Source organism: Pectinatus brassicae, assembly GCF_014201835.1.
GTDB classification, from domain to species: Bacteria; Bacillota; Negativicutes; order Selenomonadales; family Selenomonadaceae; genus Pectinatus; species Pectinatus brassicae.
The window spans coordinates 1-25,765 of the sequence record NZ_JACHFH010000007.1 but is presented as its reverse complement, the minus strand read 5'-3'; the positions used below and the strand labels follow the sequence as shown (position 1 = coordinate 25,765).

Below are 25,765 nucleotides of genomic sequence, written 5' to 3'. Positions count from 1 at the left end.
AATTATTATATTTTTATTTTATCATAAATTAATCAATATAATAATCAATAAAAGTTTCTTGCGTACAAATTTTATCGATGCTATAATAAACGTATGAATAAATGTTCATATATTTATTTAATATTTGCAAAAACTTAATTTGAGGTGAGTGTTATGTCCCAAGATATATCCCATATCCATGACAAGGCAAAATCATTAGGCAATACCTGCTATCATAATGACCACTCTGATTTACAAAATTTAACTCCATTATCCACCTGCAGCTGCTGTTCCCATGAAAGCACCAGCTCCCATCACACCAAAGCACTAGTTTGGTATAAGGGTACTGATTTTTACGAAATTATCGTTGGCAGTATATTTTTTATAATTGCCCAATTATTAGGCACTTATAATTCAACCTTAGAACTCATACTATTAATTATATCTTATATAATATTGGGCCGTCATGTTTTAAGCCATGCTATGCGCAATATTATAAAAGGTCATATTTTTGACGAAAATTTTCTTATGAGCATAGCAACCATCGGTGCCTTTATTATTGGGCAATATCCTGAAGCTGCCGGCGTAATGCTGTTTTTCCGCATTGGTGAGTTATTCGAAGAACAAGCATCAAACAAAAGTCAGCAGGAAATCATTGCCGCCATTGATATGCGACCTGAAACAGTTTTAAAAATATTCGACGAAAAAACAACAGAAATTCCTGCAAAACTTGCCGAAGTTGGTGATATATTATTAATTCGTCCCGGTGACAGAGTACCGCTTGACGGCATTATTATTTCTGGCAGCAGCGAACTTGATACGTCACCGTTAACTGGCGAATCATTGCCACGTACAGTAAAAACAGGTGATAATATTTTATCAGGCTGTATAAATAAAACCAGCGCTATTAAAATGCAGGTTGAAAAAGTATTAGCCCAATCAATGGTTTCACGCATTTTAGCTTCTGTTCAGGATGCCTCAGCCAATAAACCAACTATTGAACGTTTTATTTCCCGCTTTGCTAAGTATTACACGCCCTTTGTTGTTATTGCTGCCATATTAGTAGCAATCATTCCGTCACTAATAACTGGGCAATGGGAAAAATATATTTATGCCGCATTAACATTTTTGGTCATTAGCTGTCCCTGCGCTCTAGTACTCAGTGTTCCCTTAGCTTTTTTCTCTGGTATCGGCAGGGCATCACGTTATGGTATTTTATTTAAAGGTGGTGCAGCCATTGAAGCTTTAAGCAAAGTAAAAGCTGCCGCGCTGGATAAAACCGGTACACTTACCACAGGAAATTTTGCCATACAGGAAATAAAACCCGCTGATGGTTTTTCCCCAAATGATTTACTGTATTTTTGTGCCAGTGCCGAGCAAGCTTCTTCCCATCCTCTAGCCCTAAGCATTATAAAAAATGCTCAGGAAGAAAATATTACCTTAGCTGCTGCTGCACAAATAAACGAATTATCTGGTAAAGGCATAGAATGTATTATTGATAATAAAAAAATTACAGTTGGCAATATCAATCTTATGCAGGAAAATAACATCCATATTCCATTTGTTGAAACTGTCACTACTGTTTACACAGCTATTGATGGTATTTATGCCGGCAGTATACTTTTAACTGACGAATTAAAAGCTAATGCCCGTGCAACAATCGATAGATTGCATAAGTATGATATTTCAACAGCTATATTAACCGGTGATGCCGAGAAAAATACAGTGCTCCTCGCCAAAAAGCTGGGCATAAAAAATATATTTGCCAAACTTTTACCAACAGAAAAACTATCTGCACTGCAAAAAATCCGTCAAAACGACGGTGCTGTAATGTTTGTTGGTGATGGTATCAACGATGCCCCAGTACTTGCCAATGCCAATGTAGGCTGTGCCATGGGATCAGGCGCTGATGCAGCTATCGAAGCTGCTGACGTTGTCTTCATGACTTCAAAAATTGAAGCTGTTGCAGATGCCCTGCAGATAGCATACACTACCAACAATATTGCCATACAAAATATTGTAATGGCATTAGGTATAAAATTTGCGGTAATGCTTTTAGGCGTTACCGGCTATGCCTCCTTATGGAGTGCCGTATTTGCCGATACTGGTGTTGCTATGCTGTGCGTTCTAAATTCCATGCGCATATTATATATGAAAAAATAAAACGACAAACAGCCCCAGGCAGTAACCACGGTCTGGGGCTGTTCCTATAATATCAATTACTATATTCAGTTTATTTCCATCAAAAATCTGCATTATTTTTTTGAAACTGAGTTGGTGATACCATCTGATATTTCTTAAAAACCCTGCTAAAATAATTGATATCATTAAATCCTACAACAGCAGCAATTTCACTGACATTAAGCTTTTTATCATTAAGCAGAAAAATGGCCTTATTCACACGTAAAAAATTAATATAATCCATCGGCCTTCGTCCTGTAAGTTTTTTAAATAATCGGCAAAAATGCTGGGGACTCATAACTGCAATTGCCGCTAAAAAATCAAGTGATATATTTTCCTGATAATGTGTTTCTAAGTAAGACAAAGCTGCACGTAATTTATCTGCATTTTGCAAAGCATGATTAATTGGCAAAACTTTTTGTTGATAGTGCCTCAGCAAATGAGCAGCAATATGAAAAAGATTTGCTTGTATCTCAATTTCAGAACCAATTATCGGATTTTCTATTTCTTTTAATATTACTTCAATCAGTCTATTCAATACAACATCGTTGTGAATTTTATATTGGAATAACAATCGATTTTCCAGTAAGGCTTCAATATAAGGAATTTTATCATATAATTTTTTCTGATAAAAAAGTTCGCGAAAATCAATTTTCAAAATATAGTACAATGTATCAGTGCTGAAATTTGTTCCATAGTGTATTTCATTACTATTAATAATAAGAATATCATTAGGTGCAAGTTTATGACTCTCGCCATTACAATGAATAGCTGCCGCCCCTTTTTTAAAATAAAGCAACTGCATCTGCTCATGCCAATGCTCACCAAACATCGGTCCCTTTACACCCGATTGTATACGAGCAACCCTTAAAGACACTGTATCGCAAGAAAATCGGGAACATTTACGAGCATTTCCTTGGGTACGATCCTTACATATAAAAGTACAATTTTGACATTGCAATTGTTGTAATAAGATATTTTTTTCTGACACAAGCTAACTCCTCTCATTCATATTATGCTAATATCAGTTCATATTATCCATGCTTTATTATTATTAAACATTTATAATAATATTATCATACAAATTATATTTTTCCAGCAGTGATTAAAATAATTTGCTAAATTCGTGCTAATTATCGAGGAGGTACTTACTTGGACAAAAAATATATTTATCTACTGGCCATAGGACATTTTTCCTGTGACATTGCTATGGGTGCCTTACCTGCCATTTTGCCGTTTTTCATATCACAATATGGTATGGATTATAAATCTATAGCCGGACTTATGTTTGCCTCATGTTTTTTATCATCCGTTGTGCAGCCAGCATTTGGCTGGTTAGCAGATAAAAAATCAAAAAACTGGTTTATGTCTGCTGGAATATTTTTATCAGGAACAGCGATGGGACTCACCGGTATCATTACTGATTATTGGCTGATATTTTTCGTCATTACCCTTAGCGGCATAGGAAGTGCTATTTTTCATCCTGAGGCCGCCTGTATGGTAAATAAAGTTGCCGGCAGTAAACGCGGCACTGCGCTTAGTATTTTTTCAGTTGGCGGCAATGGTGGTTTTGCTGTGGGACCTGTACTTGCTGTAGCTGCAATCAGCATGTGGGGACTAAAAGGGATTTCTATTTTCTGTTTTTTAGGTCTAGCAACAGCCCTGCTGCTTATGCTGTTCGTCCCTAAAATGAAACAAGCAATTGCAGAAAAAACAGATAATAATTCCGCAAAACCTGCTGCAACAGCTGATGCCCCTGCCAAAAATGATTGGCGTGCTTTTTCCCATTTAGTTTTACTACTAATATTTAGTTCAATTACCATTTGTGGTCTGCGCAGTTTTATCCCTATTTATTGGGTTAAAGTCATGGGTTTGTCCAATGCAGCTGCTGGTTCATCATTAACCTTATTATTTATGTTTGGTGTAATAATGACTTTGCTCGGCGGCTTACTGGCAGATAAATTTGGTTATTTAAAAATAATCCGCATAAGCTATGCATTATTAGCTATATCCGTAGTACTTCTATCACAGACAAAAACTGTATGGCTTGGTTTTTTATTGCTTTTACCTATGGGCTTTGCCATGTTTGCACCATTTAGCTCAATCGTTGTATTAGGGCAGACCTATTTAGCCCGTAATATAGGTTTCGCCTCTGGTGTTACATTAGGACTTTCCTTCAGCGTCGGCGGCGTATTGATACCACTGCTTGGTTATTTTGCTGATTCTTATGGCTTGCCGATGACCATGGAACTTTTAGCAGTAATAGCAATTTTTGCTGCACTTGCTGGTTTATTTTTACCTTCCACACAAAAGAAAAAATTGCTTTGCCAAGCTACACACTAATCATTCCTTGTAAATATAATCCTTAAATTTAAATACAACCACAGTAATAAAACTGATCTCCACAAGTTCGGCTAAATACCCCTAACTTGTGGAGATCAGTTTTTTATAACAAAAAAGGCCTGCCCCTCGGCAGACCTAAAAGTTTCTAATTATATGGCGGAGAGGGTGGAAACGTTACTAATACCTTAAACAGAACCCCATAAAACATGCGTTTATGTTAGGAATGCCTCCTTTTTATCATTACGCATAGTATTTGCTATTCTCACATAACGGCTTGGTAGTATTCCCATTAGCTTCAGTAAATTCAATGCCGTCACGCTGTCCGAATTCTTCTGGCAGTAATTCAATATCACCGCTATCATCAGAACCAAATAAACATACATGCACATTCTCGCCGTCCCAAACCATCTTTTTTACAAAGGTGCGTAAGACGGCGCGTTTTTGTTCTACACGCATATCGTTTATCGTATTGGATCTTCATCGGTTATAAATTTCAATAGCATTTTTTCAAAAGATACGGTAGAATTTTGGTAAGCCATCGATTTTCACTCCTTATTGGTTTGCTAGACACTTACCTGTTTCGGAGTTTCGATGGCTTTTCCTTTTTTTACTTTTGCGAACTTACTTGTACTCTATCTCTCCACTTACTCATACATTAACTCTCCCCCAATTTATAAATCGAAAAATTCATCTAGCTATTTAACCATTATATCAATTTTAACATACAGCGATTTTAATAGATTACTATTATCGAATATTGCAGTAACTCTGTATCCTTTTGTCACTTGTCATCAAAGTGATCACAGTAATTACATAAAGTTTTGATTTTACTCACTTACCATAAAAATCCATCAGAAAGAATGTTCGTAATTACGATCTCCTTCCCCAGTACAGTTCCCCCTGCGTTATGGTTAATGCCATATTCCTGCATATGAAAGCGCCTATATAAGTCCCTAACAAGAGAGCAATTATCATATGTCATTATCCACGGATAGGCAGCATCTAGATACTTAACAATAATTCTCTGCAAATTGAGATGGTCTCCTTCTGTAAAAAAGTTAGTGTACAGTTGACTACCTTTAATAACGTATGGAGGGTCAATGTTAAGAAACATAGGTGTTTTCATTTTCATCAGATGCATTCTAATCAGATAACCTGCATCTTTGTTGTATAGCTTAATCTTGTTTTTTAGTTGTGCGATAACCTCGATTCTGCGGCTTATATCCTCTTTATTAAATCTGCAATCAATCTTATAAGTTCCCGACTGGTCTAACCCACCAATGGGCCCGCCTTTAAGTACTCCAGAGAAATTCACCCTGTTTAGAAACAACGTGGCAAACCCATCGGTTAAAGTGTCAGCGTCTAAATCTCTATAGTTCTGCTTTTGCTTTTCTCGTTCTTCTATAGTTATCGGTGTGTCCTTAATTAAACGTAGCAAGCTATCCGTGTCATTCAATACAGAATGCCAAAAATGATAAATATGTGAGTCAAAGTCGTTCAATATAACCGACGGAACGACTTTTTCGCACAACAAGCTAATGCCTATCCCAAAACCACCAGCAAAAGGCTCCACATACATTCTATTGTCAAAGCCTTTTGCAATAATTAGATTCTTGACCTTCTTGTATATTTTAAATTTGCCACCTGGATACCGAAGCGGCGAAAATGACTTAGCCATACAATACCTCTGCTTATAAATTTCTATATGTCATAAATGTGTTTGGCAACCAATCGTTCAAATCATAAGGATTAAGGTAGATTTTTGACCTCGTGTTGTCCGTTTTTTTCAGAAGAGCAGGGACAACTTCGAACGTTATCTGTTTCGGAGTTCCATCTTCTGAAATTAACTTTTGTAGTGGCACAAGTAATCCTGCTTGCTTCCTCATATCGTATTCGTCTGGCAACTTGCCAAATTGAGCAAAATCAAGCAACTGTAGTCCTAAGTTTCTATCAAACAACTGATGATATCGTTGATTCCAATAGTTGTCAAGACAGTTCTTGCAAGAACGAGAGCATTCGCATTCGGAAAGAATGCTTCTTGCACTAACGAAAACCTTATCAAGAATAGAGCCAATTAGCGATGAGTATCCTGCGCCACTTGTTAGGTTATCGTAAAAAAACATCTCTATGTGTGGGTCACTGCTGTTTATTTTCCTTGGCCGCCATCCACCACTGATTTCGTTGTAATCAATATCCAAAACTAATGATACAGCCTTTTTGAGTGCCTCGTGCAAAGTAGTTACTGCTGCCCGTAAGATGCTCTTTTCTTCCTCACCATTACTACCCACCAATCTTACTGAATCATATGAGATATCAAGCATAAACATATCTGTTAAGAACTCATATCCCAAAAATATGTTTGTATCAACAGTCCCATCGTGGTGACAAACAGGATGATTATCATGGTAAGGTTGTGAAAACGAAAATGTCCCATTTCCATTCGGGTTAGCTACCTCTGCTCCTCCACATTTTCTACAAATATTAAAGCCATTCTTACTTTTTCCCATGTTAACGGTCAATACTTTTCTATCCGGAAGATTAACAAAACGAATACGACTCCTTTTAAAGGTTCTCATCTGCGTGTCTTCAGGAACATAGGAATAGTAAGGGGCTTCAGCATAGGTGTATTGCTCATCCTCATCCTCATACTTAACTTCATCTCCCTTAACCGGTGAGAATCCCCATGGCCGCAGTGTCTTGTTTTTAACAATTGCTGCACCGCAATAAGGACAAGTCGTGCGTTTCTCATCCGCTTTTTCAAGTCCGAACCAGTTACACTCAGAACATATATAAATATCCTTGTAATAATCAGTGTTCTTAAAGTAGAACTCAGCCTGATTAGCTTCAAATCCCCTCGGACGAGGATTCGCGTAAATACCTCCACTTTTGAATATCTTCTTATCTATGGTAACAAACCTACCTGGGGCATATTCACTCAGAGCAATAGCTATATCTCGTTCAGGTGCGTATTGAATATCACGAGGAGCATTCTTGCCGCGCTCCGATTCCTTTTCGACAAAGAATCTCACAACATTCTTTGGGAAAGAGTAAGAAGGTATGAACCCTTCACGATAAAAGACATCAAACGCAGACGTTTCTTTATCGTTGTTGATGTATTCGTCACGCTTTCCTTCGGCTAATACATTAAGGCTAATTTCACGAAAGTGTGTAATTGTGGCTACCGTTGATAGTCCTGACTCTTTCTCGAATGAATGGGAATACTCTATGAAATTCTCTCCATACTGTTCACAAAATGTTATTATCCCGATATCGACAATGCCATCATACTGTCCATTCATTATTGGCGTAGACATGAATCCGTTGAGAGCAAGCATATTGATATGACGTTGCTTTATCTTCGGATTATCACGGTCAATCCAAGGTTTGCGCGGCGAACCGGAAATCATTTCATCTGGATGCAAAAAATAATGGCTATCATGAATACCTCCAGAAGCATAAGTGACGATTGTTGAAATGCCTGCATTTTTACGTCCCGCACGCCCTGCTCTCTGCTGATAGTTTTCACGCATAGGCGGTATATTGCGAAGCCCAACCGCAGTCAACGATCCGATATCAATACCTACTTCCATTGTGGTTGTGCAGCTTAAGACATCAATCGCATCTTCGCCGTGTTCACCTGCATTGATGTCTTGGAATCTCATTTCATACCTTTCAGTACGGCTCCAAGTGTCACTACGAATTTCTTTATGAGATAGTTGCGCTGTATGTTCTTCTGTATCTATCGTGTGAATGCTTTCAATTTTATTAAGAGCATTCAGAACTGGAATTCTCCAAAAATCAAAGCGAGTCAATTCTAAATTAGTAATTGGCTTTAAATCCGTTGAAACAAAGCACGCCCCACAATAATCACCGATTTTATATGGTGACAGCTTTCCGCACTTTACACACCGATACCACGTAAAGTCAGTGCCAGTCAATTGTATTTTCACGGCACTAAGTTTGATATAGTAATGATTATTAGAGGCAGCACCAAAGAACTCATCACGTATCTTACCTACGATTTTTTCCGTGCTTATGTCATCAAGGCAAAACAACTCTTGAATTCGTTGCATCAGCCCTTTATCTAAATTAGCAGAAAACTCAAACCCAAGCCCAAAATCTTGCGTTTTGCTACGTCCGGGTAATCCTTTACGCACATCATCCGGAATAGTTTCTCCAAGCGCTGCTGTATCATCCATGACATCCCAGAAGAGAAGAACCAATAGTCTGAACACATCCTCTTGATGAAGCTCAATCCCTTCATCTTCTAGGTCAAAAATGCAGTTTTCAAGCAATTCGGATATCGGTGCTAAAAACCCAATACCAATGTCCTTAAAAGAACGGGGGCTTTCTGTAAAGAAAGTTAGTATTTGTTCGTAATAGTCATCAGGCATTGACTGGTAGTCGCGAGCAACTGACGAATAATCAAAAATACGGTTATGATCTGCTGCTCTTTTCTTCTTTATTGCAAATGTGCGTAAATCATCGATGAATTTCACTTTACTCTTCCCGCTAAAGAACGTAAGACTATTCTGAGTGCATACATCCAAAAACGCTGGATAAAGGTCTGCCAAAGAATGCTCTTTACCATCAACCTCCAGTAAAAGCGATGCAAGCATAACTGCCTGACGAAACGCGTCAGCATCAGATGATTTAGATAAGTCTAACGCTAACTTTGCAGCATTCTGGCGCGAGTCAGAAAAAAGTAAGACCTTCCTCCCTTGGTTTATCAAATCGGATTTGGGCGGTTGTAGTTCAAACTGCGCTTTAGTGAGATTATAGAATGGTATATTCCCCTTGGTGGATAAATCAACAGGCTTCTTCAAGGACATTGGCTTCTTGCATTTTGGGCAGACGCCAAAATTAAAAGGTTTTCCCTTAGCATCTGTCTTTTTTCCTTTTTCGCTTTTACTGTAGTATACAACATCAAGTAAAGTCTCATCTTCCTGTTGAGATAAATATAGTTTACCTGTAAATGGGTCAAGGGAACCAATCTTGTCATTCTTGCCTTTCTGATATTTTTGGGGAACAACGTATAGTAACAATTCTTGTAGAGAATTTGCATCACCATCTAAGCCTCTCTGAGGAAAAACATACCAGTAAGGTTGTCCCTCAGTTTTTTGAACATATACCCGAAAGTACAAAGCACCACACTTAATGTGGTTGAAAAGTTCGTAAACTTTTCCTCCGCATTTACATTTATCCTTGGGTATGGATATAACCTTTCCAAGCGGCAACTTCTCGCTTTCAGAATGTTTTGCACACGTACACTTTGGATTGGAGCATGCGTACAAGCCTTGCAAACCGCGAAGGAACATATGCAACCTCACGGGAAACAGAATATTTCCGTCTTTTGCGGCAAGTGAAACCACTACCAAGAGTGCATCAAGAGCTTTCTCTCCGTTCTCTGCATTACCAAATAAGGCTTCTTTAATTTTACTATAGGATTTCGCTCCATCACGACACAACTTGTTCAAAACAACAAACGCCTCATATTTGGGAAGGTTGTCGTATAGCCATTCTTGTGTCTGTAGTGGGGTGTAATAGTCGGGTATGTTATACTTAAATACCACCTTCGCAAATGTCCTGATTCTGGTGGCTAAAGCAATTTCACCTTGCACTTGGGCTGTACTTATAGAAGCCAATGCTTCAATGTCCGTTTTTATTTCTAGTTTATCTGGAACAGGCTCTTTGGTACCGAACAAGAATTCGCAATCCGAAGCATCTTTTCCCGTCAATCCAAAGTAAAAATCATTTATTGCTTCTTGTTTACCTTGCGGCATACTTGCAGTTGTAAGAATAAACTGCACCCTATCCTTAGTGATTCCCAAGCGATAAAATAGACGCTCCAACAACAGCGCAATCTCTCCACCAGCAGAACCTCGATACATATGGGCTTCATCCAGCACTATTTGCAATCTGTTGTCTGTTGAAGCATCAATCCATTCCTTCGTTTTATTCCAGATTTTAGCTTCGCGTTGCCTCATAAGCATATACTCTAACATTGAGTAGTTAGTAATCAGGATGTCCGGAGGGCAATTTTGCATCTCAAATCTTGTTATGAACTCAGCGTCATATGGCGATGGCTTATGAATATTCTGATCCAGATTTTTGATAAATGACTCAAGTCCGGTTTCTCCGAATCTAGCTGGATACTTATTGATGCTCTTCAGACCATTAACATTGTTTAGTTGCCTACGTTGAGTTTCGGCATCTGCATTTGCATCTACGAGATAGTTTTTACGGAAAGTCATTGCCAGTTCTTTACTACTTGCCGTTTTCGCATCTCCCGAGTAGGGTGTTCTTCCAGTATACATACCAAAATGAGGAATACGGGTTGCGTGAGTATCCGTGGTAAATATCTTCCTGAAATTTTCCCCACCAATGATTTTTCTAAAACGCGCCAATTGATCGGAAACAAGGGCATTCATCGGATATATAATCAGCGTTCGAACCGCCTCTTGCTGGAATTGCGCTGGACGATTTTTCGCTTCATCAAAACACTTTGCTATTATTGGCCACAAGAAGCACTCGGTCTTACCTGAGCCAGTACCGGTGGAAACAAATAGGTCTCGTCCTGCCATAGCACATTCCAGAGCACAAACCTGATGCTCAAACGGGTCAGAAAAAATTCCAAGCTTCTCTTGGATGAGCTTGAGCAACGAATCCTTCACTCCCTGCTCAATGAGTGAAGAGTTTTTTATCCCATCCGTAACTTTCTTATACGAGGCTGATGTTTCAATATATGGCTCACGAGCAATGTTTGTATACTCCGAGCAAAATTCTCCCAACAAATCATCAACATATAGCAGTAAAGTTTCACTGTTAGCCAGATAATCTGATTTTATGTAGTTTCTAAGCCTATCACGAATTGCTTGATAGTACTGTTGAACTCCATTTACGCTATTCATGGATGCGACCTCCTTTTACTTCGATACCGATGTGTTCTAACATAGTATATGTTTCTCCTAATAAACTGTTTGGTATAATGAAGTTAACTTTATCAAAAGCCGTACTCTCAGGCCAAGCTAAAAGCAGCAAGAAATAGTATTCTCGGTAAGGTAAGTGTCCACCTACCCGTATTCTCGAATATTTGTTATCAAGCTTTGAAATCGTTGCTTTCACCGAGTTTCCATAGTGCGCTTTCATTGCGAAATAAAGACGCCTATATTCGTGCGAAATAAAACTGTCAGGATGAACCTCTACGGGTTCATCCGCAAATAGTATTCCTTCGGATGTTCTCATCATCCGATAGAAGGGACCCGTTTCCGTTTTTCGAGCAACAGAGCAATCTGTTTCCAGATTCTTATTCCATGACAAAGATGGAACATTCTTCGATAGTGGATTGAAGAACTCCAATTCTTGAACATCAATGTCCCTGTCATAAAAGTCTATCGCGTCAAATTGTGCTTGGAAGTATTCTTCACAGGTCAGACTATCCCTAATGAGAAAGTTATTTACTGCTATCACATATTCTGACGGTGACGAAAACACACCTAATCCGTTAACAGTATAGGGCTTTTGTGGAAGACCAAAAAACAATGCCTGCTGTCCAATTTTTATGCTCCTTCCAAAGTTAGCTAATCTATTGTGTTTGTCCTCATCAGTCAGTAAATAACCAGTTTCTTCGTAAACTCTTCGCATAGAAACTGAAATATTACGCTGTTGATTGCTCGTATCAACAAATTTTTTGGAGATATCAGGGAATAGTTCTGTGTACCTTGCCAATAAATCGTTAAGTACTATTGTCTGATTATTCTTTGTTGTCCCTATACTGATTCCCTTTACATTTTTTGCGATGCTTAAACACCATTGTCCTAATGCAGAGTAGCATAGCCTGTATACGAACGACTCATCAGACTCGTTTTGAAAACGAGGAATATTCATGTCGACTGACATGGCTTGTATGAGATCGTTTTTCACACAAACCACCTCTTGAATAATCCCTTATGTGAACATCTACCTTTATCTCCCGCATACTTGTTCAGACGCTCCGAGACGCTGAATGGAGAAATCTTAAGAACATCCACGCAGAAAGGAAGGACATCGAATGCTAATAAACAGCATAAACTTGCTTCGTTTGAGATTAACGAACTCTTATATGTAGACAAAGCACTGCACACGCCCAATTCGTCGAGTATCTCTTTAAGAAGCGATGACCAACGAATATCGGGAGTAATTGTAGGGTATGAAGCGTCGATTTCATCTATAGTGGACGGGGCTTCTGTCAAAGCATGGTCATGGGTAAATCCCTCAATCCGGTTAAGATTAAGGTAAATACAATATTTTAAAAGCTCTTCTGGAATATAAAAGAGCGTTCTTTCATAGACGGTAGTTAAGAAAATAATCTTATTTCTATGCTTATCACAAATTGTTAGCAAGGTCGTCTCATTATAATTTCCAATGAAGTTATCTAAGCAAACTATACGGTTTTTAGTGGATAAAAACCCGTGTATTTGCTGCTCCGAGATGTCCGTTACAAACGAAAGAGTATCCACATTTGCCGAACCAACCAGCGTGTTTGCAACACACCTCATTAGCACCATACCTGCAGCCCTACAAATAATAATGGGCTTTCCTTGAAACAAAATTTTGCATATATGCTCTTTTAACAGAAAATAATACTCAGCGTTCGTAGCCACTCCAAGGCTCTCTAAATTATACTCTAAAAACTCTTTAAACTCTTCGATGTCCTTTGGGCCTCTTGGCTTTAAAGAGGCTGCTTGTTCTATCGATTCGGCTATTCGTTGCTGCTTGATTTCTTCTTTTATTTTTATTTCAAGTTGTAGCTGCGCATCTTTGGAAGCGGACAGTTCGTCATTCAGCTTTTGTATATATTCATCGCGCTCTTGAGCCTTCTTTTTCAAGATATCAAGTTCTTGCTCGCGGGCGCAAACAATACCTTCTAGCTTTTCAATATCAGCACAGGTGCGTTTGAGTGCTTTTATCTCGGATGAATGTTCAATAAGCTTCTTGCTGGATTTATCTAACTCAGATTGAACACACCTGATATCATCCTCAAGCCGCATTACTTCGGATTTCTTGTTGCTCAGCGTTGTCTTAATCCTTTTGTGCGAGATATCTAAATCTCTAATTCTTTTTATACTTGCACTAATAAGAGAAACATACTGTTCTGGTTGTTCGTCGCCAATCAGCTTAAAAAATATACTGATGTTGTCCACAAAAAAGCAAAATGGTAAAGTCTGCATCCAAGCTGACTCTTTACTTTCACCTTTATCAGTTTTCAGAGTTATTTCATCTTGTATTTCGTCAAGCCAACGGCTTATGTGCTTTTCGATAAACGAGGAAATAAAAGCCTGATTACGGCTTCTATACAGCAACGCACTTACTTGCTCCTGATTTTTTAGACTTGTTGGTCTAAAACCCGGCATGATTTTTGCAAAGTCTTTGGGATAACGCTTAAAATACCATACCGAATCTTGGATGTAGATGACCGAACAAATATACTTGATTTCAGCTTCGGTTAGTATTGGAAGATAATTCATATCCACCCCTCCTCAATAAAGTGTTTTGCCACAGAGTTTATCAACCCTGTTTTTTCGCAACTTTCAATATACTGAAAAGCGGTATGACTAAGTTCGAGCGATTCATAGCCAGCCCAGTTGAATGCTTCCGTCCTTTTATAATACATGAGTATATCCTGAAGAAGACGGTTACCAGTCAAAGTAACCGTATCGTTTGCTACAGTGACAATACTATCAAGATATCCATATGAATAATGCCGCACTTCACTACAGTGTGTCAGTAAGACAGACATTCCCTTGCTCATTGGAGATACACCCGAACGATTAAAGAGAAATGCACTGACATCTGACGCAACATAGTTTTTTGCTGTCTCTTGTGCAACTGAAATGACATCGTATTCATACGATGTTTCTTTGCACTTTTCAAGCACAAGCTCTGCGTTTTTCTTGTATATTTTGGTTCGACCGTTTATTGAAACCTTTGAAATTCCATTTTCAAACCTTTCAATGTTATCAGAAGGCACGTTTATATTGCCATGTGCTTGCAGTTCAAACGTTGAGAACAGATACGCGTAATCAGTACAAATCAGCATTGATTCATTAACCAGTGAAGAAGGAGGCCATACCAACGTTAGTGTCTCATTTGTTTCCAGTTTGTATTTCCACAATCCAAGTTGGTGTTCTACGCTTGCTGTTTTCCGAGTAAAAGCTACAACTACACCAGCAAAATCCCTGTCCATAGTCTTAAAGCTAATTACTTCTCCTACTTTCACATCTTGCTGAAAACTCATAGGATGATACAAGTGCGTAAATACTATCAAATATGGAGTGTTCGTATATAAGGTGTCACTACGGATAAGCTTTGCTTTGAAATCACCACCATCACCTTGAGCTTGAATTTTAAAGAAAGATGGGTATAAATACCCACGCTTATCTTTCCTAAATAGTTCACATTTGTGTGGTTTGGAATCATTCGAAGAAGAAACATAGTACTCCCATGAAAACTTACTAATAGGAATAAGTTCTGAAATATTCGGGTAAAACCTGCTACTTCTAATAGGAATGGAAATCAACGGCTTTGCTGTATACGAAGTCTTAACCTGAAGACTTGCTTCGTCTTGTTCATAAGTCGAAATCTCATCAGCATCAAACTTTACACCAATACTGAACAGTTTCGTAGAGTTCGAAAAGTAGAACTCAATTTTATCCCTGACATTACGATGAAAAAGTGCACTGTTAATAATAGCGTTGCGATTGCCAAGATAATTCTCACATTCAACATTATTGTTACCATTACGATGTCTGAAGTGAGTAGCTTGATTACGACTGTCTGCAGCACACAAATGCACTTCTTCCCAACAGCAAGCGCATTTATAACGGTATGGTTCAAAACCACTGCCTTTAGCCGCAGATTCCGCATCAACATAGTCCGATAAAATTGTATCGTACGCTTTTTTTTGCATTTCACAACGTTCCTTTCCAACTAGAATGAAATATTTTAACTCTTCATTTTTGTACTAAACCTCATTTGCAAACTGCATTGCCGTGGCCTCAATTCAATGTATACCTCATATACAATAATTTAACACTTCAATATTTATCGCTATTTTCCTTCTCTAGTGTATTGACATATCGACTTTTAGTAAATTGAATTTCCATACATCGCCAGAATATCAAGTGAGACAAAAAGTAAAAAGTTAAATATCAATGTGCCACTACACTAGGATAAAGTGGCATAAAATACTTTTATAATAGTATTTTATGAAAACATTCCCTAAAAGCAAACATCTCCCCCTTAAAGTGTAGTACATATGAATAGAGATCAGCCGCTAATCCTAACATTAAGATAGCAACTGATCTTCACCAATTATTCAACAAGAAATCTTTGATATTCAAATGGATAATTCCCTTTTGAGACATATCCACCTCATCCATGCTGACCACAAACTTAGGGAAATTATCTTCGATTTGAAGCAGATTACCAAATTCCCGTTCCTGTGTTTTTTTATCGGTTAAAAGATAGGCAACCTGAACATAGATATTCTTACCTTGCTTTTCAGCAACAAAATCAATCTCTTTGGTGTCAAGTTTACCTACATAAACATCATACCCGCGCCGCCGAAGCTCTAAGTATACAATATTTTCAAGAGTTTGCGATATATCAGCCTGCTTATATCCTAATACTGCATGCTTAAATGCATTATCCGCCAAATAGAACTTCTCTTGCGTTTTCAAAATCTCTCTACCTTGTAAATCCTGACGTGAGCACCGATTCAAGATATAGGCGCTTTCTAGCTTCGAAAGATAATTATAGACCGTCTCTACATCTATACTCCGGCTCTGGCTTGTCAAAAAACCTTTTATAGAATTCGCCGAAAAGGTATTGCCAATGTTATCAAAAGCATACTTCACTATACGCTCTAACTGGTCAACCTTCCGAATTTGGTTGCGCTTAACAATATCAGTAAAAATAGTAGTGTTATAAATATCTTTCACGATGGTATAAGCTTCGTCTGGCGTAAGCTGTTTAATATGAACGGCAGGAAAGCCGCCATATTCAATATAACGTAAAAATTCCTTGGAGAGGTCTTGCATCTCACCATATGCTTTCCTAAAATCTAAATACTCAGCAAAAGAAAGCGGATATACGCGAAACGAAACATACCGTCCGGTCAAATAAGTCGATATTTCCGAGGACATCATTTTAGAATTAGACCCGGTGACAAAAATATCAACATTGTATTCACCTTCCTCCATGAAGGTATTGACCAGCCGTTCCCAATGTTCTATTTCTTGAATCTCATCCAAAAACAAATATGTGCGTTCATCTGTAACAAGTTTACCTTTGATAACCTCAAATACTTGTTTCGCATCAGCATTCTGCCATTCCAAGGTATCAAAGTTAAAACGTACTATACAGTTTTCAGATATCCCTCTTTGTTTAAGTTCTTCCATGAGCAGCAGCATAATGGTTGACTTTCCACAACGGCGAACCCCAGTTAGAATCTTTACTAACGGCATATCAATAAATGGTGTAATTTGATCAATATAAGATTGCCTTATAATCATAGTCACCACCCCCTTGCAAGTAATATAGTCTAAACAACATAAAAAATCAATAGTTTTTATGGTTATAACCGAAATATATTATCAATATTGATAATTTTCATGGCATAGACAGTAGGCTTCTAAGAGCCTCCTGTCTGCCAAAGCTTTATTATTCTTCAATTAAATACGAATATAAATTTTTAAGGGAACTTATTTTCTGCCTCTTACTAATAGTCACGGGTGATACGTTGATTTCTGCAAACATTATCATTATTTTATCAATATTTCTATCGTTCATTTCTTTTTGGGCAAGATATAGTGATTTCTTTTTCGGTATAAGTTCTATCAATTGAATCATCTTTGTTCTAGACTTTTGTTTGGAAATATTATCCTCAATTAGTTGCACAGCTTTATTTTTTTTATAATAATTCCCATATGGAACTATATGCGAAAAAATCTCTAAAAATATTTTTTCACTATTTTTTGCCAATTGTTTTATTTGTTTTGCTGTAGCGGTTTCATCCGTATACTTGCAAATAGCTTTCTGTTTTTTTAACCGTACTTCTGCACGTAAAATTCCTTTTGCTTCTTTTTTCTCAGATGCAGCCTCTTTATCGTACGCTGTAAATTCAATTCCATTGGAATTGCCGTCCAAATCAAAACTCAAATCATTATCAATCTTTTTATCATTTTTGTCATACTTCGGTTTGAAACCTTTAACTTTTCCAATGTTATGTAATACTTTTATATAGGCAGACACGCTTTTTTTATCGCCAACATTAATATTCACAGTAAAATCTATACGGGTTAATTTAAAATCGCCCAATTTATATTCAGCGTCAAAATATGCCTTAACATATATTTTCACTTTACGTAAAAGCTCCAATATATTACCGTTATTAGGTTTCCATAATTTTTTTATATCATTACCTCCAAGCAACTTAGTGGGATTTACTATAAGTTTAATTTTTTTCTTGAAAGTATTGTCATGATATTCAATTTTAACACCTTTATCTTTAAAAGCATCATCACGAATAATATTATTTTTCCTATATAACCGATAATTTCCTTCTGCATTTTTATATGCATTATTTTTCCATTTGCCAAAATCACTTGTATTAAGTATAAGCGAAAGCTCGAATGTATGTGGTGCATAAATCATTTTAATTCCTCCAATCTATATTACAACTATTTCTTGTATTTTTTCTATCATATTTTCTATTATCATCGTGTTATTCTCATTGCATAGCTACTTATTACTATTCCCAGTAAACTTTTATTGATCTATTCTTTTTTACTTATATGTATATGCTTTATATAATAAATAATAATTCCTACATGACAAATCCTTTCTTGTTACACTAATATTAATTTATAAAGCCAAATTTTCACTCTAATAATATAAATAATATTACCACTTTATCTATTTCATATCTTCTACTATTAAAAGGATATATTATTACTATAGATATATTAAATATTATGCTATGAGCAACTAGAACTTTTACCCATCATATTTAAAAGATTTAATTACTTTTTAAGTAATAATTCTATATTGTACACCTCAATAAAATTCATTTAGATCACCATTTATTGCTAATAAATATATAAAAAAATAGACAGGATAACCCCCATCTATTTTCTATTCAACTATCACATTAACTAGCTTCCTGAATATTAAGTTCAGCAGCGTTAACTATATCCATAAATTGTTTACCAAAAGTTCTAGCTTTCGCACTTTCTTCTGAACTAAGGATGCTAACGGCCTCAAAATTATATAGCGAATAGGGCTGCCCTGTTTTATTGGTTGTTTTATCTAATGTTATTTTTGTAACCACTCCAGATAATGGCATCATTTTTCCAATTAACCTTGTCATATAACGCTGGAAAATCAATTTACTTGTTACTGGAACCCTAATAATAATTGGCATTATATTATCTGGGCGTAAAAGGAATATCATTACAAATTCCTTGCAAGCCTTAGCATTGGACTCGCCATCTTTTGAACCAAAATCATTAAACGGGCAATGCTTACAAGGTTTCCCTTCATATGACATCAAGCTATCGTGGCTATAGCATACTGGTGGCGTACCTTCTACTGGATCAGGAGTATCCCAATAAGCACGAGGTGTAGCATAATCAAGTACAATACCTGTTAATTCTTTATATATTTCATCTCCAGATAACCCCGGTACAGTAAATGAAGTTGCACCACCAGACGGGGACTTAACAATATCAAAGAGTTGAACTGATAATGGTTGATTCTTTAAATTCTCCTTGATAATATCTAACGCATTATTTGTTAATGCTATATAGTTAGAATCAATCGGAACTATTGTCGTATTTGGCTTAGTTAAACTAGCTATTTCTTGCTTAGGTTCCTGCAAAGCCTGTAATTTATCCCCTAGTTTATCTTTTAATTTTTCCGTATTCATAATAATTCTCCCTTTTACATAGCCGCTTTTATGGAAAAGCGTCGGTATGATGTTTTATTTGCATATTTTTTATAAAGTCTTGGATGTTCAGTCTTTAAGGTCTTTCCATCTAAACGTTCCTGAGATATGCTTTTCCACGCAACAACTCGATCGTCCACAGTACCAATTTCATTATCGCCTAACATATTTTTTAGCTGATTTTCTGCTTCTTGCTTTTGTTCTGAATATTTATTGACATTGGTACAGGCATTTTCATATTGTTGTATAAATTTAATAGCTGTATCTGGTAATTTTGTTTTAGATGCAGATATACTATTAGGAAATCGTTCACCAAGAAATTTAGCTGCTGCTTTTGATCCATCCAATGGCAGAGGAATAATATCTTGGACATGTTTCCAAAAGTCCGATTCTAATTGAATTAACATTGAAATTAATGCTTCATCACGTTCAATAAATTTCCAGCGAAAAGTATTTCCACCAATTAAGACAGCAATATATGTCCCCATATATCCAGTAACAGCCATATAATGTTGAACTTGTAACATATATTCATCTGGTATGGCATCATCCCATTCACTTACTTTATAAGCTGATGCTGTTTTTGCTTCAAATACACATTTCCCATGAATTGGATGAATGCACTCACCATCTAAATTTGCTAACATAAATGGATGAGCTTCACTTTGCAAAAGCTTTTTAGTTAAATTAACTTCAATCCCAGTTCTCTTGGTAAATTCTGTCCTAACTAAGGATTCAAGCTGATTTCCCCAATAAGCGGCTTCTCCTGCTTCTTGATAAGGTATTTGATTTGTTTTATCCATCCAAAGTTCTACAGGCGATTTATAACGGTTAACGCCACATACTACAGAAGCATCTGACCCGCCAATCCCCTTTTTCCGCCAATTAAGCCACTCATCATAGGGCATGTTTTCAGTTGACGCTAAAATAATTGTCATTTGCTACACCTCGTTTTATATAATAAAATACGGGTATGTGACAATTTATCACATACCCGTATTTAATCTGATTCTATAGATATAATTATCCTGCTGAGCGCACAAGTTCATAGGCTTTATCAATCAACGGATTACCTTCAACCGTTTTTGCAAATACATTCTCCCTATAATTTGCAGTTTCCCGAAGCGGTTGGCTATGTGTAGCAAAATCTGATACTGCGCAGATAAAACGATAAGCATTTTTGCCAACATATCCCTTAAGATCTGGCGCATCGAAATATCTTAACTTCATATCTTCCCTAACCCGTATTATATTTTTCTTATGAATATCAGTAGGATTATCATTCATTGGAAGCAGCATATCAATATACTCCATGACTTTAGTATCAGTCAGTTTTATTTTAGATAGGTGCGAAATTTCGGCTCCAAGTTTACCCATGTATTTCTCTGCTAATAATAGCGTATTATGTGCATCATCCATTTTATTAACCAAATTACCTACATGCACAGTTGACCACATACGTCTAGCTGAAGACAATGCCATATTAAGTGTATTTTGACAAACTACCCTTACAGGAGTCATTGCTACTTTAATAGCACCATTACCATCATGCGAGCTGCTAAATACAAGATATGGCTCAATTTGTTCTCCCTCAATAATGTATTTATCTGGAAGTTTAGCAAGTAGCCAAATCTTACGACCACCTTGCAAAGCCCCTGCTGTTTCATAACGTACCCCTTCGCCTAATAAAGCATCTGTAAATGCAAATGCTTCTGAATTTTGGACAACCTTATAGCGGTCAGTAACTACACCAAGAACTTTTTCATCAATATCCCTAATATTAGCTTTATAACCTGGAATTGTAGTATAAGTATCCGTCATAATGGGACGCTGAATTACATTCCAGTTAAGCCCTGATTGTTCAATAGCTTCCGTTGAATTTAAAGCTGATTCTACACGAACACCAAGTCCATGCCATGGTGCTACTCTCGTATAAAACATTGTTTCTACATTTGCTGACATAATAATCTCTCCCTTAAAATCTATATAATTTTATTGTTAGCTAAAATAAATAACTCCTAAAATACTAAAAGGGCTTCCGCATTGGAAGCCCTTCTTTTAAATCAGTATTACTTTTGCTTATTATTCTCCTGTGAATCTTTTTGTTCGATAATAGCTTTTAAAGTAGTAATTACCACAGAAGCTGCAAATAATATATACTCACTAATTTTTTCCCTAGACATTAAATTACCTCCTTCTATATATATTTAATTAATAATATATAATTGAAAGATGTACATCTTCGATCAACTTAATTATAACGACCTGTTTTATTGGTAGTTTATTTCTCCCAATTCATAATCAGTAACCTTTGCATCATGTACTGGAGCTTTAAAACTCCAAACTATCCCCTCTTTTAATATTGGCGTAATATCGACGGTCGTGCCGATTTGGTTACCTTGATAGTCATATAAAAGAAAACTAATAGAAATTTTACGTCGTTCCCCAGTAGATATATTTTTTATTTTACCAATAATATTTTCATTATTAACATGAGGCCTTTCAACCCATTCAAAGTTTTTATCAATATAATTACTCTCTTTACTACTATCAGCATTATTAGTATTAACATATGGCTCAATATATTTGTGATACCACGGTTCTAATTTTTCAGGTTTTCCCGTTTCATACACAAATAATTCTTTAGTTTTTACATCTACAAGAATATCATACACTCGATGCAGACCTTGTAATTGAAACATATAGTATTCTTCATTTGAGCTAGGTAATTTATGCGGCTTTTCATCACCATCAGTAATAGAAACCGATGAAGGAAATTTATGCATATTAACCCATGTTTGAATAATTGTTTTAGCTTCAGCTATATTTATAGTTGAATGTCCACTTAGCTCACTATGTGCGCCAGTGACAGTATAGCTTTTTACAATTGCTTCTATTATTGGTTCATATTTTTCTCGTTCACTTATTTTAAATGAACAAATAACTTGATAGCTATTTCCACCTAACACATAGAAATAATTTTTTGATATATAATCACCTTTTAGTCCATTTGTCTGATAGACTAGCTCTTTCACAGGTATATCACCAAATTTTATATTACTAGTTGAAACAAACTCATGCATCTCATTAACAGCGTTCTTAACTGCTTCCTGATCATCTGTTAAAATCCCAAATGGGTTTGTTACTATTTTAAAAACCATAATTTTTGCCATTCCATCAGGTGATTGAATTTTAATAAGTTCAGATGATATATTACCTTTTTTTACCTGCCAGTCTTTTGGATATTTAAAACTAAACCCTTCTGTTTCATTTTTATAAGTTTGCGAAAGTTGAACTGGCTTATTGTCACTATTAGTTTCTTTATCACTTGAACATGCAGTGCATAAGAATAAAATAACTGCAAATAGTATCATAAATAATTCTTTCAAAATTAGCCCCCCCTGTATTTTAATGTATTAATCAAGTTTTGCTGTTCACTATTATAAAACTACCCTGATAAATAATATGCGCATGGAAATTATATTGCACTCCCATACGCATTAATCTAATTACTTATATATTTTTTAGAAATTCATTACTTAATTGAAATAATAGCCAATGTCTGTCTCTCCTCGCTGACAAGCTGAAAACATATATAATAATATTTGTTCAGCAGCTGCTTGCGTAGAAGGTGAATTGCTATTAAGTGTTATAGACTCTGGCCTTATTGAAACATGCTTTGAGTCATTAGCCATGGGCGCTACTTTAATTTTTACATCTATCTTTTTATTTGAACCTTTTATTATTCCGCTTATATCAACATACCCAATGTCGCCCGATTCACTTGATTCCCATTTTGGCGATTCAATATATTTATTTAATACATCAGCATATGTAAGCATCATTCCTTGGCTAGTTAAAGGTTTATGCTTTTCTACTGTAGATACATAATTTGTACTTCCTTCCCAATTTGCTATAACGATAAACACGACCACTAAAGCAACTATACTGTATAGCACGTATTTTAATTTGTTACTTTTTTTCTTTTTTTGTATATTATTGCTGAATTCTGCATTTTCTTTTTCGATATTTTCTATTTTTTTTGAACCAAACATATTAACGCCTCCATATTATATAAAATTTATTTTTCTGGTATCAAGCATTTGGCATCTAGTCAATAATTATTTTATGAAATTTTACTTATCTTTTAATTAGTCTATGAACTAATGTAATAGGAATTATTATCCAACCAAATAAAACAGCTGCAAATACTTTATAAAGCATTAATTGTGCAAAACCTCGTAAATTCATAAAGAATGTTAATCCTATTCTATTTTGCAAATAGTTTATTGCATTCCAAGCTACTGCAAAATAAATTAAAAATGCTATTGTTTCCATTACAACACCTCTCTTATTTATGATTTAGCATCATTTTCTTTCCTGCGTTTATTTAATATTCCTTCGATCACCTTAGCCGAATACCCACCAGCCCTCGCAATTTTAGCACGATCTCGTCTATTTGATATCGACTTAGCAATATCCGCAATATATTCGGGACGATATAAACGCATAGGACAATCTATCTTATCACCACGAAAATGCTTAAATAGTTTAAGCATCGCCTCCTTACCAATAAGCTCAAATAATTCTAGGTAGCTATCATTAAAGGCATTAACTTCATTACCCTCAACTTCAAATGCTTCATATACAATGTCATCATTGATATTATCAAAATCAATATTAATCAACTGACTGTCCTCCCTTCATAAAACCACTAAAATTATAACAATGCAAAAATCCCCAAATCAAATACTAACCATGCTTTTTTTCAGCTCCGTAAAACACTTCCTTTTACGAATACAAATAGGGTAATATTTATTCTACTGAAAATTATGATTTTAGAAGTTAACAATATCACGTTAGTAATTTCATAATATACATTTTTCAGCTCCCTTAAATAAAATTAATCCCCATGCCATAAATTGGCATGGGGATTCTTCTAAGGTCATATTAAGAATATATAGTTATATACAGAGCTTATTTGATAATTCATATTTCCTCTTTAAACATTTTCGCTATTTGATGAATCATAAACTCTACTGGTGCCTTCAAAATTTTTTCAAATTTTTCCTGTGAGCTTATTATAACATTATAATCGATTTTATCAGGATTATAAAAAACTTTTTCAGTCAAATTATTTATATTATCAAGAAAAAGCTGTTCCCAGTTTTGTCCAAAAATATTTAATTCTATTAATTTATCAAGAATTAGGCAACTTGGTCCTATAACACAACTCTTAAGCGATGAAAATTGCTGCATATATGATAATACAGTATCAATCTCATTAAATGCACTAAAATCATTATACAGCTTAGGAAAGTGAAGATCATTTAAAATAATTGATTTTTTTATAAAATAACGTTCTTCTTCATCATCTTTAGCCTTAAGTAAATATCCTATTTCATTCCTAATAGTGAATAATCTTAATTGCCGCTCAAATCTATACATATTAATACCATAATACAATTTATCTTTACATATATGCAACAGTATTTCTTTTTGAAGATCTACTAAGTTTTTATATTCTATTTTTTTTAATTTACTCAAAAATTTATTATATGCATCTACTAATTCACGATGGTGAGCTTTATCTAAATTCACTGAGGTATTCCAGCTCAGTACTTTACCTACATCATTATATAAATTGCCAATTCTCTTATATGTATCAAATAAATCCTCATTAGAATTTGCTAATTTTTCCAAAACATACATAAATGACCATTCGAATTTTAAATCTATGCTCATTACTGACCCTTCAGATCTTTTTATATAAGTTTGCCTTTTTGATAACAATCTATTTCTTATTTTCCTTAATTTTATTGCTTCTTGCTCAATAATCTTAAATCCCAACGAGTCTTTTTCTGGATAATCATAGTCAAAATAATATTTTGATCTTTCTTCATTATAAGAACCCTTAAAATTGTATTTATTTGGTGAAGTATCATATAAAAATCTTCTAAGTGATATACCTTTAATACGTTTAGTTGTATTAATAAAAATACATAATGTAGTAAAAAAACATGCTTCAAAAATATGCTTATAGATACTTATATTTTTAGGAAATATATTAAATCCGACATATTCCTTGATTATAAAATCAAATATTGTTTCAAAAACCTGATTAAGTACTTGTTTACTATTTAATTCTCTATTTTTATTTATATCAATAATAATGTCTTCTTTTAATTGGTCAGTTGTAAAATGAAATTGAACAAATAAATAAAATCCATAATGATGAACCTTGTGTTAGAATGTAATCGCTAAACAACAATCTAC

Annotated in this window: 19 protein-coding genes; 2 read left to right on the top strand and 17 right to left on the bottom strand. The window is 35.5% G+C overall.

The window, feature by feature from the left end:
• The first annotated feature begins 153 nt into the window (after positions 1–153).
• Complete coding sequence (locus HNR32_RS03750; protein ID WP_183859814.1) at positions 154–2,142, top strand: heavy metal translocating P-type ATPase; 1,989 nt, start codon at positions 154–156, stop codon at positions 2,140–2,142.
• Between the two features lie 79 nt (positions 2,143–2,221).
• Here HNR32_RS03750 and HNR32_RS03745 read toward each other — a convergent pair whose 3' ends face one another.
• Complete coding sequence (locus tag HNR32_RS03745) at positions 2,222–3,151, bottom strand: AraC family transcriptional regulator (RefSeq protein WP_183859812.1); 930 nt, start codon at positions 3,149–3,151, stop codon at positions 2,222–2,224.
• A gap of 161 nt (positions 3,152–3,312) precedes the next feature.
• Here HNR32_RS03745 and HNR32_RS03740 point away from each other — a divergent pair, with 161 nt between their 5' ends.
• On the top strand, positions 3,313–4,503 hold the full coding sequence (locus tag HNR32_RS03740; RefSeq protein WP_183859810.1) for an MFS transporter: 1,191 nt from the start codon (positions 3,313–3,315) through the stop codon (positions 4,501–4,503).
• 240 nt (positions 4,504–4,743) lie between these two features.
• On the opposite strand, the gene HNR32_RS03735 is transcribed toward HNR32_RS03740, so the two are convergent.
• The 16 genes from HNR32_RS03735 to HNR32_RS03660 all read right to left on the bottom strand — a co-directional run bounded on the left by HNR32_RS03735 (position 4,744) and on the right by HNR32_RS03660 (position 25,339).
• The gene (locus HNR32_RS03735) at positions 4,744–4,959 is read right to left on the bottom strand and encodes a hypothetical protein (RefSeq protein ID WP_183859807.1); all 216 of its coding nucleotides are present in this window, start codon (positions 4,957–4,959) and stop codon (positions 4,744–4,746) included.
• 379 nt (positions 4,960–5,338) lie between these two features.
• Positions 5,339–6,181, bottom strand: a complete 843-nt coding sequence (locus HNR32_RS03730) for a DNA adenine methylase (protein WP_183859806.1) — start codon at positions 6,179–6,181, stop codon at positions 5,339–5,341.
• A gap of 13 nt (positions 6,182–6,194) precedes the next feature.
• Positions 6,195–11,414: a DEAD/DEAH box helicase family protein gene (locus tag HNR32_RS03725; RefSeq protein ID WP_183859803.1), complete on the bottom strand. Its 5,220-nt coding sequence runs from the start codon at positions 11,412–11,414 to the stop codon at positions 6,195–6,197.
• On the bottom strand, positions 11,407–12,426 hold the full coding sequence (locus HNR32_RS03720; RefSeq protein ID WP_183859801.1) for a hypothetical protein: 1,020 nt from the start codon (positions 12,424–12,426) through the stop codon (positions 11,407–11,409). The genes HNR32_RS03725 and HNR32_RS03720 overlap by 8 nt, the downstream gene beginning before the upstream one ends.
• Complete coding sequence (locus tag HNR32_RS03715; protein WP_183859799.1) at positions 12,423–14,009, bottom strand: hypothetical protein; 1,587 nt, start codon at positions 14,007–14,009, stop codon at positions 12,423–12,425. The genes HNR32_RS03720 and HNR32_RS03715 overlap by 4 nt, the downstream gene beginning before the upstream one ends.
• The gene (locus HNR32_RS03710; protein WP_183859797.1) at positions 14,006–15,451 is read right to left on the bottom strand and encodes a hypothetical protein; all 1,446 of its coding nucleotides are present in this window, start codon (positions 15,449–15,451) and stop codon (positions 14,006–14,008) included. Before HNR32_RS03710 ends, HNR32_RS03715 begins: the two co-directional genes overlap by 4 nt.
• A 397-nt stretch (positions 15,452–15,848) precedes the next feature.
• Complete coding sequence (locus tag HNR32_RS03705; protein ID WP_183859795.1) at positions 15,849–17,057, bottom strand: ATP-binding protein; 1,209 nt, start codon at positions 17,055–17,057, stop codon at positions 15,849–15,851.
• A 148-nt stretch (positions 17,058–17,205) separates the two neighbouring features.
• Entirely contained in the window at positions 17,206–18,198 is a 993-nt protein-coding gene (locus tag HNR32_RS03700; RefSeq protein WP_183859793.1) for a hypothetical protein, read from the bottom strand.
• 496 nt (positions 18,199–18,694) lie between these two features.
• The gene (locus HNR32_RS03695; RefSeq protein WP_183859791.1) at positions 18,695–19,471 is read right to left on the bottom strand and encodes a hypothetical protein; all 777 of its coding nucleotides are present in this window, start codon (positions 19,469–19,471) and stop codon (positions 18,695–18,697) included.
• A 14-nt stretch (positions 19,472–19,485) separates the two neighbouring features.
• Positions 19,486–20,427, bottom strand: coding sequence for a YqaJ viral recombinase family nuclease (locus HNR32_RS03690; RefSeq protein WP_183859789.1), 942 nt, complete (start codon positions 20,425–20,427; stop codon positions 19,486–19,488).
• A gap of 85 nt (positions 20,428–20,512) precedes the next feature.
• Positions 20,513–21,451 carry a TIGR03299 family phage/plasmid-derived protein gene (locus HNR32_RS03685; RefSeq protein WP_183859787.1) on the bottom strand — a complete coding sequence of 313 codons (939 nt, stop codon included), beginning with the start codon at positions 21,449–21,451 and terminating at the stop codon, positions 20,513–20,515.
• 308 nt (positions 21,452–21,759) lie between these two features.
• Positions 21,760–22,878, bottom strand: coding sequence for a PsbP-related protein (locus HNR32_RS03680; RefSeq protein ID WP_183859785.1), 1,119 nt, complete (start codon positions 22,876–22,878; stop codon positions 21,760–21,762).
• A gap of 150 nt (positions 22,879–23,028) precedes the next feature.
• On the bottom strand, positions 23,029–23,544 hold the full coding sequence (locus HNR32_RS03675; RefSeq protein ID WP_183859783.1) for a hypothetical protein: 516 nt from the start codon (positions 23,542–23,544) through the stop codon (positions 23,029–23,031).
• Between the two features lie 85 nt (positions 23,545–23,629).
• Complete coding sequence (locus tag HNR32_RS03670; protein ID WP_183859781.1) at positions 23,630–23,827, bottom strand: hypothetical protein; 198 nt, start codon at positions 23,825–23,827, stop codon at positions 23,630–23,632.
• Between the two features lie 17 nt (positions 23,828–23,844).
• Positions 23,845–24,177: a hypothetical protein gene (locus HNR32_RS03665; RefSeq protein ID WP_183859778.1), complete on the bottom strand. Its 333-nt coding sequence runs from the start codon at positions 24,175–24,177 to the stop codon at positions 23,845–23,847.
• 301 nt (positions 24,178–24,478) lie between these two features.
• Positions 24,479–25,339, bottom strand: coding sequence for a hypothetical protein (locus tag HNR32_RS03660; RefSeq protein WP_183859776.1), 861 nt, complete (start codon positions 25,337–25,339; stop codon positions 24,479–24,481).
• Positions 25,340–25,765: the final 426 nt, after the last annotated feature.